The sequence below is a fragment of the Occultella glacieicola genome (genome assembly GCF_004353825.1).
Classification (GTDB): domain Bacteria; phylum Actinomycetota; class Actinomycetes; order Actinomycetales; family Beutenbergiaceae; genus Occultella; species Occultella glacieicola.
The window spans coordinates 43,082-60,881 of sequence record NZ_SMNA01000010.1; the positions used below are offsets into that span (position 1 = coordinate 43,082).

The window sequence follows — 17,800 nt, forward strand, 5'->3', positions numbered from 1 at the left end:
GGGCGCCGGCGCGACGGGGGAGCCGGCCGGACGAACTACGCTGGACCGGTGATCTACCGGAAACTGGCCGCCGTTCTCGGGCTGGTCCTCACCTTCGGTGTGATCGGATCCCTCTCCGGGCCGGGCTGGAACCCGGAGCCGCTGACCGAGGCCGTCGTCCCCGAGACCGCCGATGTGGCGATCGGCTCCGACGCCGTCACGGATCCGGTCGGCACCTACGAGACCGCCCAGGAGACGATCGAGGTCGAACTCGACGGCGCGCGGGTGCTCGCCACCGTGACCTACCCGGTCGATGCTCCCGACGGGCGCCCCGGGATGCTGTTCATGCACGGCGCGGGCACGGCCACGAACCTGAACTTCACCGACCAGGCGCAGGCCCTCGCGAGCGCCGGGGTGTACGCGATGGTCCCCGAGAAGCGGATGGACACCTACACCACCACGGAGCGGGACTACGTGCAGATGGCCCGGGACTACCTGGTGTCCTGGCGGATCCTCACCGAGTGGCCCGGGGTGGACCCCGACATGGTCGGGATCTACGGCGAGAGCGAGGGCGCCTGGATCGCGCCCGTCGCCGCCGCGGAGGAACCGGACGTCGCGTTCGTCGTGTACGTCTCGGCGCCGGTGGTGCCACCCCGGGAACAGTTCGCGTTCGCCGCCGACTCCTACCTGCGCTCGGTCGGGGTGCCGGCGGCGTTGCTGCGGGCCATCCCACGCGGACTCGGCGCGAACATGCCCGGTGGCGGCTTCGAGTACGCCGACTTCGACGCGAGCCCCTACCAGCAGCGGATGCAGCAGCCGGTGTTGCTCATCTACGGCACCGGGGACTCCGCGATGCCCACGGTCCAGGGCCCCCTCCAGCTCATCGACGACATCGCCGAGGCCGGGAACACCCAGTACACGCTGCGCTACTTCGAGGGCGCGAACCACGGCATCCGGATCGACGGAGAACTCGCGCCCGGTTTCAACGATGCCCTGACCCGGTGGGTCCTCGGGTTGCCGGAGACGGCGACCGCCGAGCCCAGGATCGCGGGCGACCAGCCGGTGCAGCGGTTCCGGGCCGCCCCGGTGAGCCACCCGCGCTGGTATGCCGACGGGGACATGCTGGTCGCGTCGATCCTGGGGGCGTTCGCCCTGCTGGTGATCGGTCCGCTGGCGTGGGTGGGCAGCCGCCTGGTCCGGCGGCCGAGCAAGCCGCTGCCGCCACCACTGGCGCGCTACACCGCGGCCACCGCCCTGGCCACGGTCGCGGTGCTGGTCGTGTTCGCCGCCTACATCGTCCAGGTGGCGAACCTCGCTCTGAACTACCGCACCGACGACCTGGCCGTGCACGGCGGCTGGGTGCTGCTGCAGGCGGTCGGGATCTTCGCCGTCGCCGTCGGGGTGCGTTCGGTGGCGGCGGGCATCAACGCGCGCCGCACCCTGGGCGCCGCCGCGACCGGCGCCGTCGGGCGGATCACCTGGTGGGGCGTGCACGTCGGTGCCACCGTGCTGTTGCTGATCGCCGCGTACTGGGGTGTGTTCCCGAGTGTGCTCTGACCCTCCTGCCGAAGCGGGCACAGCGGTCGCGAGGCTCGCCCGCGGCGCCCTGACCCGCGGGGCCGGGTGTGACGGGCACCGGCTGGCTGCATAGGATCAGGCTCAGATTTCCCTCCCACGGATCGAGGAGTGCGGGTGCAGACTGTATGGGGCGTGGCCACCGATGCCGGTGGGCGTCGCAAGGCGAACGAGGATTCCGTGCTGGCCACGCCGTCGGTTTTCCTCGTCGCCGATGGCATGGGCGGGCACGTCCATGGCGCGATGGCCTCGGGCGCGGTGGTGGCGGAGTTCTCCCGCTACGCCGACACGGTCCGGCCCGACGTGGAGGTGCAGCCCACCGACGTGCAGGCCGTGGTGCGCGCCGCCCAGCAGCGGATCCGGGCCTCGCTGTCGAACGTGCAGGAGTCCGTCGGTGACCATCCCGTCACCGCCGGTAGCACCGCCGCGGGGGCGATCCTCACCCGGCACGCCGACGCCCCGTACTGGCTCGTGTTCAACGTGGGTGACTCGCGGGTGTACCGGTTCGCCGAGGGCGCGCTGACCCGGATCAGCGTGGACCACTCCGTAGTCCAGGAGTTGGTGGACTCCGGTGCGATCACCGACGAGCAGGCCCGCACCCATCCGCAGCGGAACGTCATCACCCGGGCCGTGGGCAGCGGGATCGACGTCGAGCCCGACTTCTGGATGCTCTACGCCGGCACCGCCGAACGGCTGCTGCTGTGTTCCGACGGTCTCATCAACGAGCTGAGCGAGGACCGGATCGCCGGCGTGCTCGGCGGTGACCTGGGCGCCCAGGACGCCGCGGCGGCGCTGCTGGCCGAGGCCATCGCCGGCGGTGCCCGGGACAACGTCTCGGTGATCGTCGTCGACCTGACCCCCGATCACGAACTGCTGGCGACGACCGCCCCGCGCGAGGGCGCGAGCGAGCCCGGCGGCGCGGATGACACCGTGCCTCGGGAGCAGGGCGCCGGCGCGGACCGGAACTGGTGGTGGGCGTGAGCCTCGAATACGTGCCGGGGGAGTGGACCGGTCTCGCGACCGGGACCGGGGTGGTGCTGCTCGCGCCGACGGTGCCGTCGGTGACGGTGCAAGCCGTGTGGGACGCGCTCGCCGGTGGCCGCCCGATCACGCAGTGGCTCGAGATCATCGCCGGCGGCGGTATCTCGTCGCTTCCCGCGTTCGCCCTCGTGGAACGCACGCCCGACGGCGTCCGGGTACTTCTGCGGGGCGACGTGGTCGTCGACGTGGATGGCACCGAGGTGGCCGCGCGCGGCATGAGCACGTGGCGCGAGGAACTGGTCCGGGCGACCACGGACATCGTGGTGCGCACCCCCGCCGCGTTCGGTGCGGACGGTGAGGCGTGGCCGCTGCTCGGCGGAGTCGTCCGAGCGGCCCGGATCCGCATGGACCTGGCCGACGCGGCACCGATCGCCTCCGGGGCGTCCGGCGCGGCGGTGGCCGCTTCCGCGGAAGCGGCGGCTGCGGCCGAACCGATGGCGACCGAACCGGCGACTGCGGCCGAGCCGGTCCGAGCTGAGCCGGCTCCGGAGCCGCCCGACGACGATTCGCTCGCCTCGGCGCAGCCGGTCGACGTCTTCGAGGAGGCCGGGTTCGGCCCGGCCGGCGGCGGGGCCGAGGCGGCGGATCAGGGCGACGAGGATGAGGGTGCTTCCGCGGAGGCGCCGGTGTCGGAGCCCGAGGGTGACGATGCTCCCGCGGAGGCGCCGGTGTCGGAGCCCGAGGGTGACGATGCTCCCGCGGAGGCGCCGGTGCCGGGTCCCGAGAGCGACGATGCTGCCGCGGAGGCACCTGTACCTGGGCCCGACGGTGACGATGCTTCCGCGGAAGCACCCGTGCCCGAGAGTGAGGTCGCTTCCGCGGAAGCGTCGGTGGCGGAGCCCGTGGGAGGGGATGCTTCCGCTGAAGCGCCCGCGCCCGCCGACGGCAGCGACGCCGACCCGCTCGAGCACGAGACCTACGTGGGCCCGGTTCCGGACATCGCGGCGCCCGGGGCGATCGAGTCGGGTGCGCCCGACGGGCCCGAACAGCACGACCCCGACCGCGGTGTGCCCGAGCACGATGTCCCCGAGCACGATGTCCCCGAGCACGGCGGCCCTGTACCCGGCGGCTCCGCACCCGAGCCGCCAGCGGACGAGAACCCCGAGCCCGAGGTTCCCGAGCCAGGCATCTCCGAGCCCGAGGTCGCCGAGCCCGAGGCCCCCGCCGCCCCCGAGGACCCGGCGACCGACGCCCCGCCGCCACCCACCCCGGTGCCGCCGCAACCACCGGCCGGCACCCCGACCGCGGAGTACGAACAGGTCGGACCGGTCAGCAGCGGGCTGATCGACTCGCTCCCCTGGAACATGCCGAACGCCCGCGAAGCGGACGCAGCGGCGCAGCCGCCGGCGCCCAGCCCGGTCCCCACGTTCGACCCGCCGTCCGAGCGGGACTCCGCTCCGCCGTCGTCCGCCGGTGACGCCGAGATCGAGGGCGACCATGACGGCGAGACGATCCTGGTCTCCCACCTGCGCACCGCCTACGCCCAGGACGCCGCCGACGCGGTACCCGACCAGCCGCCGTCGGCCACGATCGTGCCCGGCGTCGCCGACGACGCGCTGTACGACGAACCCCGCCCGATGATCATGCTCGGGGTCTCCAGCGGCCCGCGGGTACCGCTCGACCGGGTCGTCCTGATCGGGCGGGCACCGGAGTCCTCGCGGTTCGCGGGATCGCTGATGCCGCGCCTGGTGACCGTCCCGAGCCCGCAGCAGGACATCTCCCGCACCCACGTCGAGGTCCGCCTGGAGGGCGACCATGTGGTGGTCACGGACCTGCGGTCCACGAACGGCACGCTGGTCGCCGTGCCCGGCAACGACCCGCGCCGGCTGCACCCGGGCGAGGGCGTGCCGGTCCCGGTGGGCTCCCTGATCGACCTCGGCGACGGCATCACCATCTCCGTCGAGAGTGCCGGTCGGGCCCACGGACAGGGCCACTAGGTGGCGGGCCGCCGGCCGCCGTCGCCACCTCCCGAGATCGCGGGCTACACCCACGAACGCCTGGTCGGCTCGGGTGGCTTCGCCGACGTCTTCCTCTACACCCAGCACCTGCCGCGCCGGCCTGTGGCGGTCAAGGTGATGCTCGCGCACGCCACCAGTCCGCAGGCACGCGAGCAGTTCGTGGCCGAGGCGAACGTGATGGCGCAGCTGTCCACGCACCCCTCGATCGTGACCATCTACCACGCGGACACCGCCCCCGACGCGCGCCCGTTCCTGGTGATGGAGTACTGCCCGCGCCCGAACCTGTCGGTGCGCTACCGCACCGAGCGGATCGGGGTCGCCGAGGCGCTGCGGATCGGGGTCCGGCTCGCCGGTGCCATCGAGACCGCGCACCGGGCCGGGATCCTGCACCGTGACATCAAGCCCGCGAACGTGCTCACCACCGACTACGGGTGGCCCGCCCTGACCGACTTCGGCATCTCCGTGGCCACCGACGCGGTCGAGGAGACGGACACCATCGGCCTGTCGATCCCGTGGGCGGCGCCGGAATTCTTCTCCGAGGGCGCCGAGCGCGGCGTGGCCGGCGACATCTACTCACTCAGCGCCACGATCTACACCCTGCTCGCAGGGCGGTCGCCGTTCGAACGCGAGGGCGGCCCGAACGGCGCCCTGGACCTGATCACGCGGATCGAGCGGGACCCGGTGCCGGTGATCGGCCGCGACGACGTCCCCGACTCCCTGAGCCAGGTCCTGGCCCGCGGCATGGCCAAGGCGGCGCGCGACCGGTACGCCACCGCCGCCGACCTGGCCCGGGCGATCCAGCGGGTCGAGCAGGAGTTGCGGCTCTCGCAGACCAGCCTGGACGTGCCGGACACGTCCTGGATCCACGTGCCGGAGAACGTCGGCGAGGACCTGCGCACCCGGGCCCGCTCGGTCGTCACGGTCGCCCCGGAGGCCCCGCCGACCACGGGCGACCCACTGGCGGGGGAACGCACGGTGCTGCGTCCGCAGGTGGTCCCGCAGGCACCGCCCGACGGCGGAGCGCTCCGCCCGCAGGCCCCGCACCCGGGCGGGGGGCCGGGTGGGTACGCCCCGGCGGGCGCGCCCGGTCAGCAGGGCGGCGGCCCCTCGGGGCTGGCGCCGCCCGGGACCGGGCCGTCGGCAAGCGAACCGGGCCACGGCGCTCCGGGCGGACCCGGCGGGGCGAGCGGACCGGGACCGCGCCGTCGGTGGCCCGTGTGGGCCGCCGTGGGTGGCGTGATCGCGGTCGTCGGCACCGGCGTCATCATCGGCGCCCTGAACGCCCCGGACCCGCCCGAGCCGACGCCCACAGCGACCACGACGATGCCCCCGGACGACCCGAGCGCCGCCGCGCACCCGCCGGCGCCGGAGGACGTCAGCGGCACCCGGGATCCGGACGGGACCATCACGTTCAGCTGGGCGCCCGTCGAGGCCGACGCCGAGATCACCTACGTCTGGACCTACACCCGGGGGGCTCCGGCGGAGGACTCCGGGGGGGCCCAGGAGACGTTCGGGGCGACGTCGGTGAACGTGCCCGATTCCGCGGACTATGTTTGTATCAGTGTGCTCTCGGTCTATACGGAGAGCCGTTCCGTTTCGAATGAGAGTGTTGAAGGATGCGCGTAGTTCGGCGCAACGAAGGGGGCCTTGGATGAGCATGCAGGTCGAGTTCTGCGGCGAATGGTTCGGGGTCGAGGAGGACGACACCTTCCAGATCGGTCGTGAGGGGAACCTCGAGATCGACGACAACCCGTACCTGCACCGCCGGTTCCTGACGATCTCCCACCACGACGACCTCTGGTGGCTGGAGAACGTCGGCAGCCGGCTGTCCGCGACGGTCTCCGACTCCGACGGCAACATGCAGGCCTGGCTCGCCCCCGGGGCGCGGCTCCCGTTGGTGTTCGCGCACACCACGGTGTTGTTCACGGCCGGCCCGACCACCTACGAGCTGGGCATCGTCGGGGACTCGCCGGCGTTCGAGTCCTCCACGCCGGAGCGCACCCAGGTCGGGGAGACCACCATCGGCCCGGTCACGCTCACCGACTCCCAGAAGCTGCTCATCATCGCGCTCGCCGAGCCGGTGCTGCGTGGCCGCGGCTCGACGGCGTCCATCCCCACCTCCGCGCAGGCTGCGGCCCGGCTCGGCTGGGTGATCACCCGGTTCAACCGGAAGTTGGACAACGTCTGCGAGAAGCTCTCCCGGCACGGCGTTCGCGGGCTGCGCGGCGGGCAGCAGCAACTGGCAGTGAACCGGCGGGCGCGGCTCGTCGAACACGCCGTCGCGTCCCGGATCGTGGTGGCGGCGGACCTGGAACTCCTCGAGGCCAACGCCGAGGCGGCCGTCGCCGAGAAGGTGGAGAAGGAGAGCGCGAGCGCCGCCAGCGGCGCCTGATCGACCGGTCCGAGGGTCAGGTGTGGCCCATGTCGCATCAGTTGGTGCGATCTCACCATGGGCTCATTCAGGTGCGGCAGGTACCCTGACCCCGGGGACACGGCCGGTCCTCCACTTCATCCTGTAACTGCGGGGGCAGCATCTTGAGTCTGACGTCACGTCTGGCGCGCAACAAGCGCCGGATCGCGAGCGCCACCGTGATCTCCCTCGTGGTCGGCACGGTGGTCGCGCTCAGCCTCAACTACGAGGGCGTCGCCACGGCGGATGTCGAGCTCAACGACGGTGGCGTCTGGGTCTCGAACAACAACGATATCCTCGTCGGCCGGCTGAACTACCCGATCCAGGAGATCGACGCGAGCCTGGCCGGGCCGGGCTCGAACATCGACGTCCTGCAGCGCGAGGACGTGGTGTTCCTGCGCGACTTCAACTCCAACACGCTCCAGCGGGTCTCGACGGCGAACGTGGCCGTCAGCGGCGGCGTGGTGCAACTGCCGTCCGGTTCGGACATCGGCCTGGGTGACGACACGCTCGGGGTGCTCATCGAGGAGACCGGCGAGTACCGGGTCCTCGGCCTGGATCAGCTCGGCGTCCTCGAGGAGTCGACCGAGGACCCGACCGCCGTGCTCGGTGAGGGCGCCGTGCAGGCCGTGGCCGACGACGGCACCGCCTACGGTCTGGACGTCCTCGACGGCACCCTGTCCACGTTCACGCCGCAGGGCCGCGCCGCCGGTGACGAGCCCGAGACCGCCGAGCTCGACCCCGAGCTCCTCAGCGGCGCCGAGGTGCAGATGACCGTGGTCGGCGACGCCCCGGTGATCCTCGCCTACACCGAGGAGGACGACAGCCTGCACCTGCTGCAGCCGGGCCGCGACGCCGTCGACCTCTCCGGCCTCGAGCTCGACGCCGCGAGCGCGACCCTGCAGAGCGTCAGCCCGAACGGCGACACCGTGGCCCTGGCCACCACCGACGCCCTGGTGCGGGTGCCGCTCGGCGGGGGCGACCCGCAGGTGGTACCGGTGGAGAACCCCGGTCAGCCGGCCGCGCCGATGCAGATCTCCGGATGCACCCACGGTGCCTGGGCCGGCGGGCCCGCCTCGTACCTGCGCCTGTGCGGCGACACCGACCCGGTCGACCTCCCGGTCTCCGAGGCCACCGGCGGCGAGCTGAAGTTCCGCACCAACCGCGGCAACGTCGTCCTCAACGAACTGTCCTCCGGCAACTCCTGGATGATCGAGGACGCCCTCATCCTGGTGGACAACTGGGAGGACGTCACCCCTCCGCAGGACGAGGAGGAGGAAGAGGAGGAGTCCCAGGACCTCGAGCAGCAGGAGGTGCCGCTGGACCGGGAGGCCGAGAACCGACCGCCGACGGCGCAACCGGACTCGATCGGGCTGCGTGCCGGCGCGACCGTGGTGCTGCCGGTCCTGGACAACGACTCCGACCCCGACGGCGACCTGCTCATCGCCTCGGCGTTCGACGCCGTCCCGGAGACGTTCGGCACCGTCGAGGCGATCCTCGGCGGGCGGGCCCTGCAGATCCGGGTGGCCGAGGATGCGAGTGGCTCCGCGAACTTCAGCTACACCGCGGACGACGGCCGTGGCGGCACCGACACCGCCACGGTCGACCTCACCGTGCTCCCGAACTCGGTCAACGAACCGCCCGAGCAGCTGCGTGACATCACGGCGCGGGTGGCCGCCGGTCAGAGCGTCACGGTGAACGTCATGAACGACGTCCGTGACCCCGAGGGCGACTCGATGTTCGTCGAGGGCACCGCCGAGGCCGCCGGTCTGGTGGTCCTCGCCAACCCGAACGGGTCGGTCACGATCACCGATCCCGGCCTGGCGACCGGGATCAAGGAGGTCATCGTCCTGCTCAGCGACGGCCGGGACGTGGCCGAGGTGACCCTGCAGATCGAGGTGCTGCCGGACGCGCCGGCCGCGCCGCAGGCGGTCTTCGACTTCGCGACCGCGTTCGTGGACGAGACCATCACGGTCGAGCCGCTCACGAACGACCTCGACCCGAACAACCGCCCGCTGCGGATGTCCAACGTGACCGCGGACAACGGCGGCCCGGAGATCGTGCCGGACATGGACGGCGGCACGTTCACGTTCACCGCGCAAGCCGCGGGGGACTACTACCTCACCTACATCCTCGCCGACGACGACGGCCAGCAGTCCACCGGGCTGATCCGTGTGAACGTGCGGGCCAAACAGGAGACGCCGCCGGTCGCGGTCGCCGATACCGCGCTGCTGCCGCCGCTCGGCTCGGTCCTGGTCGACGTGCTGCAGAACGACTCCGACCCGAACGGTGGGGTGCTCGCCGTCCAGCAGATCGACGTCCCGGACATCCCGGGTCTGCAGGTCGCCGTGCTCGAGCACCGGATCCTGCGGATCACCGCCACCCGCACGGTGAGCCAGCCGTTCACCATCAACTACACGGTCTCCAACGGGCTCGCGAGCGCGCCCGGTCAGGTCCAGGTGCTCCCGATGACCGGGGCCGAGGCCTCCCAGCCCCCGGTCGCCGAGGAGGACGTGGCCCGGGTCCGTGCCGGTGACCACGTGACCATCCCGGTCCTGGCCAACGACACCCACCCGAACGGGCTCACCTTCGAACTCTCCCCGGAGCTGGAGGAGGCCCCGGCGGAGGGTCAGGGTCTGATGTTCGTGGCCGGCGACGTGGTCCGGTTCCAGGCGCCGGCGGAGGCCGGCACGGTGACCGCGGTCTACTCGATCGTCGACGAGGCCGGCCGGGTCGGCTCGGCCCGGATCACCATCTATGTCCAGGCCCGCTCCGACGACGCGAACGCCCCGCCGGTGCCGCAGCCCGTGGAGACCCGTTCGTTCGCAGGGGAGCGGATCCGGATCCCGATCAACACCTACGGCATCGACCCGGACGGCGACTCGGTGCAGCTTCTCGGCGTGGCCGAGGGCCCGCAGCTCGGTCGGATCGTGGCGACCGGGCCGACGTACCTCGACTATCAGGCGTACGTCGACGAGGCCGGCACCGACACGTTCAGCTACACGGTCCGGGACCGGCTCGGCCTCGTCGCGACCGCCCCGATCACGGTCGGCGTGATCCCGCCGCCGGACACGAACCGGGACCCGGTGGCGGTGCCGGACGAGATCACGGTGCGCCCGAGCCGCGCTCTGCAGACCGACCCCCTTGCGAACGACACCGACCCCGACGGCGATCAGTTGTTCTTCGACGACCCCGCCTTCTCCGGCACGGGTGGGCTCGAGGTCTCCATCGAGGACGGGCAGGTCGCGTTCGAGTCCCCGGCCGAGGCCGGCACCTACATCGTCACGTACAACGTGACCGACCGGCACGGCGGCTCCGACACCGGTGCCCTCACCGTGATCGTCGACCCCGACCACGCCCCGCAGCCCCCGATCGCCGTGGATGACGTGGTCCCCGCGAGCGCGATCCTCGGCGAGACGCTCGTGGACGTCGTGGTGCTGGAGAACGACACCGACCCGGACGGAAGCGTCGAGGACCTCGAAGTGAGCATCCCGGCCGGGAATGCCACCGCCCAGTCCGTCGGCAACAACGTGCGGATCGAGTTGACCGACAACCGCCAGGTGGTCACCTACCAGGTCACCGACCAGGACGGGTTGAGTTCCTACGCGTTCATCGACGTGCCCGGCCTGCTCGACACCGGCCCGGTGCTGAACCCGGACGCACCACCGATCGAGGTGCTGGCCGGGGAGTCGGTCGAACTGCCGCTCGAGGACTACGTGGTCGCACTCAGCGGTCAGCCGGTGCAGCTCGCGGACACCACGACCGTGCGGGCCACGAACTCCGACGGGTCGAACCCGGTCGTGGACGCGACCACACTGCAGTACACCTCGGACCCGGAGTACGTCGGCGCCGCCTCCCTGACCTTCGAGGTCACCGACGCCCCGGACATCAACGCCGACGGCATCCTGACGTCCGTGCTCACCCTGGACATCACGGTGACCTCGGACGAGAACAAGCCACCGCGGGTGCGCGCCGGTTCGCTGTCCGCCGAGGCCGGCGGCGAGTCCGAGTCGCTCGACCTGTCCCGCCTGGCCGACGACCCCGACGGCGACCCCGGGCTCCTCGAGTACGAGATCGCCGACGAGGTGCCCGGCTTCGACGTCGAGATCACCGACGACGTCATCCTCACCGTCAGCGCCCACGAGGACACCGCCAAGGGCACCGCCGAGGACCTGATCATCAACGTCACCGACGGCGAGAGCGACCCGGTCCCGCTGACCGTCACCCTGACGGCCACCGGGAGCACCCGGGAGCTCATCGTCGCGAACAACGACGACGCCGGCGACATCCACCAGGGCGAATCCACGACCGTGGACGTGCTGGCGAACGACTCCAACCCGTTCCCGGACTCCGAGCGCACCATCCTCAGCGCGCAGATCGTCCAGGGCAGCGGCACCGCTGCCGTCTCCGGCGACCAGGTGACGATCACCCCGGCGCCGGAGTACAACGGGCGGCTGCTCGCCAGCTACACCGTGGTGGACGTGACCGGTGACCCCGACCGCGTGGTCGAGGCCCAGATCAGCGCCGCCGTGCTCGGCCGCCCGGACCCGCCGTACGTGCCCCTGGTGGGCTCGGAGGGCAACCGTGAGGTGGTGCTGTCCTGGACCGCACCGAACGACAACGGTGCGCCGATCACCGGCTATACCGTGTCCGGTGGCGGCGTCAGCCAGCAGTGCGCGACCACCACCTGCACCATCGGCGGCCTGACGAACGGGAACGTGTACTCGTTCACGGTGACGGCGACCAACGAGGTCGGCGAGTCCGACCCGAGCCCCGCCTCGCGGGAGGCGATCCCGGACGTGAAGCCGCAGGCACCCGCACCGCCGACGCTGGAGTTCGGCGACGGCGAACTGGCCGTCAACTGGACCCCGCCGGTCAACGAGGGCACGCCGATCACGAGCTACGACGTGCAGATCTCGCCGGCGACCGGCGGCACCAGCCAGCAGTCGGTGACCGGCACCTCGATGACCTGGACCGGCCTGACGAACGGCCAGACCTACACGTTCCGGGTCCGCGCCATCAACGACGCACCCGAGCCCGGTGACTGGTCCGGCTGGTCCCAGGGGGAGTACCCCTCGGGCCCGCCGCTGCAGCCCGCCGCCCCGCAGGCGAACCGCGTCGACGACCCGGACGGTCGCCGGCTCACGGTGAGCTGGAGCCCGCCGAACAACAACGGTGACGCGATCAGCGCGTACTACCTGACCGTGATCCAGGACGGCGCGCCTGCAGCACCGATCACCCTCTCGGGCAGCGTGACGTCCCGCGAGGTGCAGGTCGAGAACGGCCACGACTACCGGTTCACGGTGGTAGCGGAGAACCGGTCCGGCCGCTCGCCGGCATCGGGGCCGTCGAACCAGGTGCGTTCGTTCGGGCAGCCCGGTCAGGTGACCGGGGTGAGCGCGGCGCCGACCGGCGCCGACCAGCGGGCGACCGTGGGCTACTCCGCACCGGCGAGCAACGGCCAGGCCATCTCCCGGTACGAGTACAGCCTCTCCGGCGGCGGCGCCCAGTCGCTGCCGAGCAGCGGCACGATCAGCACCCCCGGTGCGGACGGTACCTCCTACACGGTGCGGGTCCGGGCCTGCAACACCTACTGCGGGCCGTGGAGCGCGGCCTCGGCGTCGTTCTCGACGTACGGCCCGCCCAGCGCTTCGGGCGTGGACATCTCGTCGTCGGCCAACGGCCGACAGGTGTCCTTCTCCTGGACCGCTCCGGCCAGCAATAACGGCGCGAACATCACCGCGACCCGGTGGCGGATCGACGGCGGCGGCTGGACCGTCGTGAACGGACGCACCGGGAACGCCTCGACCGGCGGCAACTGGGAGCAGAACCACACCATCGACGTCCAGGTGCGGAACCAGCATGGTCAGTGGAGCTCGGGGAGTGCGTCCCGGACCGAACGGGCCGAGGAGGACCCGACGCCACCGCAGCCACCGCCAGTCGTCATCGGCGCCGACCGCGGTGCCGGTGCGACCTGTGACGGCGGCGGGAGTTGTGCGCACGTGGTGCTCACCTACCAGAACCTGCCCGCCGTGTCCGGTGGCTACCACGCGGTATTCACCGTGTCGAGCAGCAACTGTGGCAACACGTTCACCCGTGACTACGACGGTGTCGCCGCCGGCGGCGGGGACGGCCGGTGGCAGTCCGGCGGCTATTGGGGCACGTCCTGCCGCGGCACGGTCACCTGGACCCTGACCGGCGGTGGCAATCGCTACAGCGGCTCGTCAGGTTGGTGATCTCCGTGCGCTCCGCCCGATCGAACGAACAGAAGGACACATGACCGCAACTGACACCCGCGCCGCCCTGACCGCCGAACAGGCGGGGTGGTTCGCGGACACCTTCGAACGGCTCGTCGGCAACGTCTCCCAGGCGGTGCTCGGCAAGCCGCACGTGGTGCGCCTGGCGTTCACGTGCCTGCTTAGCAACGGTCACCTGCTCCTCGAGGACTACCCGGGCACCGGGAAGACCTCGCTCGCGCGCGCCCTGGCCGCCACCGTGCAGGCCACCCACAGCCGGATCCAGTTCACTCCGGACCTGCTGCCCTCGGACGTCACCGGCGTGACGATCTTCGACCAGGAGTCCCACCAGTTCCAGTTCCACAAGGGCCCGATCTTCGCGTCCGTGGTCCTCGCGGACGAGATCAACCGGGCCTCCCCGAAGACGCAGTCGGCGCTCCTGGAGGTCATGGAGGAGGGCCGCGTCACGATCGACGGCATCCCGCACGAGGTGGGCCGCCCGTTCATCGTGCTGGCCACCCAGAACCCGATCGAGCAGGCCGGCACCTACCGGCTCCCCGAGGCGCAGCTGGACCGGTTCCTGATGCGCTCCTCGATCGGCTACCCGGACACCGACGCGACCGTCGCGATCCTGGCCGGCAGCGCCATCCGGGACCGCTCCGCCACGCTGAGCCCGGTGATCACCGGCTCGGCCGTCGTGGACATGGCGGACCTGGCCGCGACCGTGTACGTCGACCCGGCCGTGCTCTCCTACGTCACCCAGATCGCCGAGGCCACCCGCCGGGCGCCCGAGATCGCGCTCGGGGTGTCCGTGCGTGGCGCGCTCGGGCTGGTCCGGGCCGCGAAGACCTGGGCAGCCTCGCAGGGCCGCCACTACGTGATCCCGGACGACGTCAAGGCCCTCGCGGAGCCCGTGCTCGCGCACCGGCTGGTCCTGGACGCCGAGGCGGAGTTCGAGGGCGCCGAGGCCGGCACCTCGCTCACCCGGATCCTCGCCGAGGTCGCGCCGCCGGCCCAACGAGCCTCGGTGACCTCCTGACGTGAGCGGATTCGGCACCGAGGGCACTCCCCGCTCGGTCGGCTACACCACCAGCTCGGTCACCCGGGTGGTGGCGGGCCTGGTAACCCAGGTGCGGCGGACCACGAGCGTCCTCACCTGGATCACCCGGGCCGCCTGGGTGGTCCTGGCCGTCGGCGTGGTCGCGCTGGTCGCGGGATTCTGGCTGAATTGGATCGAGCTGATCGTGCTCGGCGCCGGGTTCGTCTGCGCCCTGCTGGCGGCCGCCGTCTTCGCGATCGGCCGGCACCCGTACGCGATCACCCTCCGGCTGCGTGAGGGCCGCGTGGTCGTCGGCGAGCGGGCCATGGGCGGCATCGATATCCGCAACACGTCCCACTCGTCCGTGCTCCCGGCACGTATCGAGCTGCCGGTCGGCAGCACCCGCGCGAGCTTCGCCCTGCCCGGGCTGCCCCCCGAGGGAGAGCACGACGAACTGTTCGCGATCCCGACCACCCGCCGCGGCGTCATCGTGGTCGGCCCGGTGTCCTCGGTGCGCGGCGACCCGCTCGGGCTGATCCGCCGGTCGGTCCTGTGGACCGACCCGGAGGAGCTCTACGTCCACCCGCGCACGATCCGGATGGGCGGGTCGGCAGCGGGGTTCCTGCACGACCTCGAGGGCCGGGAGACCCGCGAGATCACGAACGCGGACCTGTCCTTCCACGCCCTGCGCGAGTACGTCCCCGGCGACGACCGCCGCTACGTGCACTGGCGGTCCTCGGCCCGCACCGGCACCCTCATGGTGCGCCAGTTCGAGGAGACCCGCCGCTCCCACCTGGTCCTGGCGATCTCGGCCCAGGACCGCGACTACGCGGACCCGGACGAGTTCGAGCTGGCGATCTCCGCCGTCGGATCCCTGGGCCTGCAGGCCCTCAACAGCGAGAAGCAGCTCACCGCGATGTCCTCGCACGAGGTGCTCCGCACCGCGGCGCCGCGGCCGTTCCTGGACGAGCTGACCCGGCTCGAGACCGTGAAGTCGCCCACCACGGTGGTGGAGATGGCCCGGACGATCACCAGGGACGTGCTCCGCGCGACGGTCGCCGTGATGATCTGCGGCTCCAGCGTGAGCGCCCGGGACATCCGGGCCGCCGGTGCGGTGCTGCCGGTCGGGGTGCGCGCCCTGGCGATCCAGACCCGGATCGGCGCGGAGCCGTCGGTGCACCGGCTCGGTTCGGTCACCGTCCTCGAACTGGGGGCGCTGGAGGACCTGCCCCGCGGCTTCCGGAAGCTGGAACGATGAGCGCCCCGGTCGCGGCCGTGGACCCGGTGGTCGACGCACCCGAACCCGCGCCGAGCGCCCCCCGCCCGACGTGGCTCACCTGGTTCACCCGGGCCAGGGTGGTCAACGCCGTCGTCCCGGTGGTGCTGCTCGCGATGGCGCTGGCACCCCTGCAGCAGGTCTACCTGACCCGGCACCTGTTCATCACGATCATCGGCGGCCTGCTCCTCGGCGGCGGCATCGCCGTCCTCGGCGCGATGCGCCGGCTGAGCACCCTGACCGTGCTCGCCGTCTCCCTCGTCGTGTTCTTCCTGTGCGGGGCCCTGGCCGCGCCGACCACCGCGATCGCCGGGATCCTGCCCACCCCGACCACGTGGCGGGTGATGGGCCTGGGCGTCGTCACCGTCTGGAAGTCCGTGCTGACGCTGGACCCGCCGCTGGGCACCGGGGGCGGACTGCTCCTGCTGCCCTACCTGCTGGCCTTCTTCGGCGCACTGATCTCGGTCACGGTCTCGCTGCGCGCCAAGCACTTCACGCTCAGCCTGATCCCGCCGGCCCTGGTCCTGATCGCCTCGATCCTGTTCGGGACCCGGCTGTCGGTCCTGGCCGGGGTGCTCGGCATCGCCGGGGTGCTGATCTCGCTGACCTGGGTGGCCTGGCGGGCGGACCGGCTGGAACCGAACCGCATCCTCGCCGCCTCGATCGTGCTCGGCCTCGCCGCGCTCGGCGGCACCACCGCGTCGGTGTTCGCGGCCCCGGACAACCCGCGCGTGGTGCTGCGTGACTTCGTCGACCCGCCGCCGGACCCGCAGGACTACTCCAGCCCGCTGGCCGGGTTCCGCAACTACGTCGACGAGCAGGCCGAGGAGACGGTGTTCACGGTGACCGGGCTGCCCGCCGGCACCGAGCGGATCCGCCTCGCGGCGCTGGACTCCTACAACGGCACGGTCTGGAACGTCGCCGGCGGCGACAACCCCGGCACCGGCGCCTTCATGCGGACCGGCGAGCGGATCGCCGTCGACGTCCCGGAGAACGCGGTGAGCACGTCGGTGAGCGTCGACGGATACCGCGGGGTGTGGCTGCCGAACGTCGGCAACACCCTCGACGTGGACTTCACGACGGGCGACGTCGACGCCCTCACCGACTCCTTCTACTACAACGCGACCACGGACACCGGCTTGGTCACCCGCGGGCTCGCCGAAGGTGACGGGTACGAGCTGGTCTCGGCCCCGGCCGCCGAGGCTCCCAGCGACGTCACCCAGCTCGTGGCGTCCCGGGTCGCGCAGCCGTCGCCGCGGTCGGTGCCGGACATCGTCGGCTCCCTCGCCGGGCAGTGGGCCGCGGACGCCAACTCCGACTACGCCAAGGTCGAGGCGCTCGCCAGCGCGCTCAGCACGCAGGGCTTCTTCTCCCACGGGCTCGTCGGTGAGGTGCCGTCCCGGCCCGGCCACGGCGCCGCCCGGCTGCTGAGCATGTTCGAGGGCGATCAGATGGTGGGCGACGCCGAGCAGTACGCCGCCGTGATGGCCCTGATGGTCCGCGAGCTCGGCTACCCGGCCCGGGTCGTGATGGGCTTCGAGGTGCCCACCGGTGCCGACGCCGGCGCGGTCGCGATCACCGGCGAGAACGTGACCGCCTGGGTGGAGGTGCCGTTCGACGGGGTCGGCTGGCTGCCGTTCTTCCCGACCCCGGACGAGGACCAGATCCCGCAGAGCGAGGACCCGGACCCGGTGGACCGGCCCCAGCCGCAGGTGCTCCAGCCGCCGCCGCCCCCGCAGGAGCCGCCGGACGTGCCCCCGCAGGACCGCGACGACGCCGACGTCGAGGACCAGCAGACGAAGGACGAGGAGTCGTTCGTGCGCTGGCTGCTCATCGGCGCCGCCGTGGGCGGGCCGATCCTGCTGCTGCTCAGCCCGTTCATCGTGATCGCGGCGATCAAGGCCCGACGGCGTAAGCGACGCCGGGTGCGCGGCGTACCCGTGCAGCGCATCGCCGGGGGCTGGTCCGAAGTCGAGGACCAGGCGGTCGACCTGGGGGTCACGCACGGGCCGGGGGCCACCCGGCGGGAGGCTGCCGGCGCCTTCGACGAGGCGTTCCCGGCAGCGGGCACCGCGGTCCTGGCCCGGCGCGCGGACGCGAGCGTGTTCGCGCCGGATCTGGCCGGCGAGGACGAGGCGGTGGCGTACTGGCGGGACGTCCGTGGCGCCACGGACCGCCTGCGTCACGGCGTGAACCGGCGTCGCCGGTTGCGGGCCAGGTTCTCGCTCCGGTCGCTGCGCCGTCGATAGGCGGATCTGTCAGACCGGGTACCGCGCGTCCGACTAT

Annotated in this window: 9 protein-coding genes; all 9 read left to right on the forward strand. The window is 72.2% G+C overall.

The genetic code is table 11. From position 1 onward, the window contains the following. Nucleotides 1–48: 48 nt before the first annotated feature. The 9 genes from EXU48_RS18705 (at nucleotide 49) to EXU48_RS18745 (ending at nucleotide 17,763) form a co-directional block, all read left to right on the forward strand. Entirely contained in the window at nucleotides 49–1,536 is a 1,488-nt protein-coding gene (locus EXU48_RS18705) for an alpha/beta hydrolase family protein (RefSeq protein WP_235857133.1), read from the forward strand. A gap of 135 nt (nucleotides 1,537–1,671) precedes the next feature. Further along, on the forward strand, nucleotides 1,672–2,535 hold the full coding sequence (locus tag EXU48_RS18710; protein WP_235857134.1) for a PP2C family protein-serine/threonine phosphatase: 864 nt from the start codon (nucleotides 1,672–1,674) through the stop codon (nucleotides 2,533–2,535). Then, nucleotides 2,532–4,532, forward strand: coding sequence for an FHA domain-containing protein (locus EXU48_RS18715; protein ID WP_133109218.1), 2,001 nt, complete (start codon nucleotides 2,532–2,534; stop codon nucleotides 4,530–4,532). The genes EXU48_RS18710 and EXU48_RS18715 overlap by 4 nt, the downstream gene beginning before the upstream one ends. Further along, nucleotides 4,533–6,179 carry a serine/threonine-protein kinase gene (locus EXU48_RS18720; protein ID WP_133109219.1) on the forward strand — a complete coding sequence of 549 codons (1,647 nt, stop codon included), beginning with the start codon at nucleotides 4,533–4,535 and terminating at the stop codon, nucleotides 6,177–6,179. Between the two features lie 31 nt (nucleotides 6,180–6,210). Beyond that, complete coding sequence (locus EXU48_RS18725; protein WP_133109335.1) at nucleotides 6,211–6,945, forward strand: FHA domain-containing protein; 735 nt, start codon at nucleotides 6,211–6,213, stop codon at nucleotides 6,943–6,945. A 143-nt stretch (nucleotides 6,946–7,088) separates the two neighbouring features. Further along, on the forward strand, nucleotides 7,089–13,199 hold the full coding sequence (locus tag EXU48_RS18730) for an Ig-like domain-containing protein (protein ID WP_133109220.1): 6,111 nt from the start codon (nucleotides 7,089–7,091) through the stop codon (nucleotides 13,197–13,199). Nucleotides 13,200–13,239: 40 nt separating this feature from the next. Beyond that, on the forward strand, nucleotides 13,240–14,238 hold the full coding sequence (locus EXU48_RS18735; RefSeq protein WP_133109221.1) for an AAA family ATPase: 999 nt from the start codon (nucleotides 13,240–13,242) through the stop codon (nucleotides 14,236–14,238). Between the two features lies 1 nt (nucleotide 14,239). Next, nucleotides 14,240–15,496, forward strand: coding sequence for a DUF58 domain-containing protein (locus EXU48_RS18740; RefSeq protein WP_133109222.1), 1,257 nt, complete (start codon nucleotides 14,240–14,242; stop codon nucleotides 15,494–15,496). Then, the gene (locus EXU48_RS18745) at nucleotides 15,493–17,763 is read left to right on the forward strand and encodes a transglutaminase family protein (RefSeq protein ID WP_133109223.1); all 2,271 of its coding nucleotides are present in this window, start codon (nucleotides 15,493–15,495) and stop codon (nucleotides 17,761–17,763) included. The genes EXU48_RS18740 and EXU48_RS18745 overlap by 4 nt, the downstream gene beginning before the upstream one ends. The last annotated feature ends 37 nt before the right edge of the window (nucleotides 17,764–17,800 follow it).

What these genes read in the sequence shown, in the direction of transcription:
- EXU48_RS18745 (WP_133109223.1), top strand. Translation starts at nt 15,493, where the DNA reads ATGAGCGCCCCGGTCGCGGCCGTGGACCCGGTGGTCGACGCACCCGAA.
- EXU48_RS18735 (WP_133109221.1), top strand. Translation starts at nt 13,240, where the DNA reads ATGACCGCAACTGACACCCGCGCCGCCCTGACCGCCGAACAGGCGGGG.
- EXU48_RS18725 (WP_133109335.1), top strand. Translation starts at nt 6,211, where the DNA reads ATGCAGGTCGAGTTCTGCGGCGAATGGTTCGGGGTCGAGGAGGACGAC.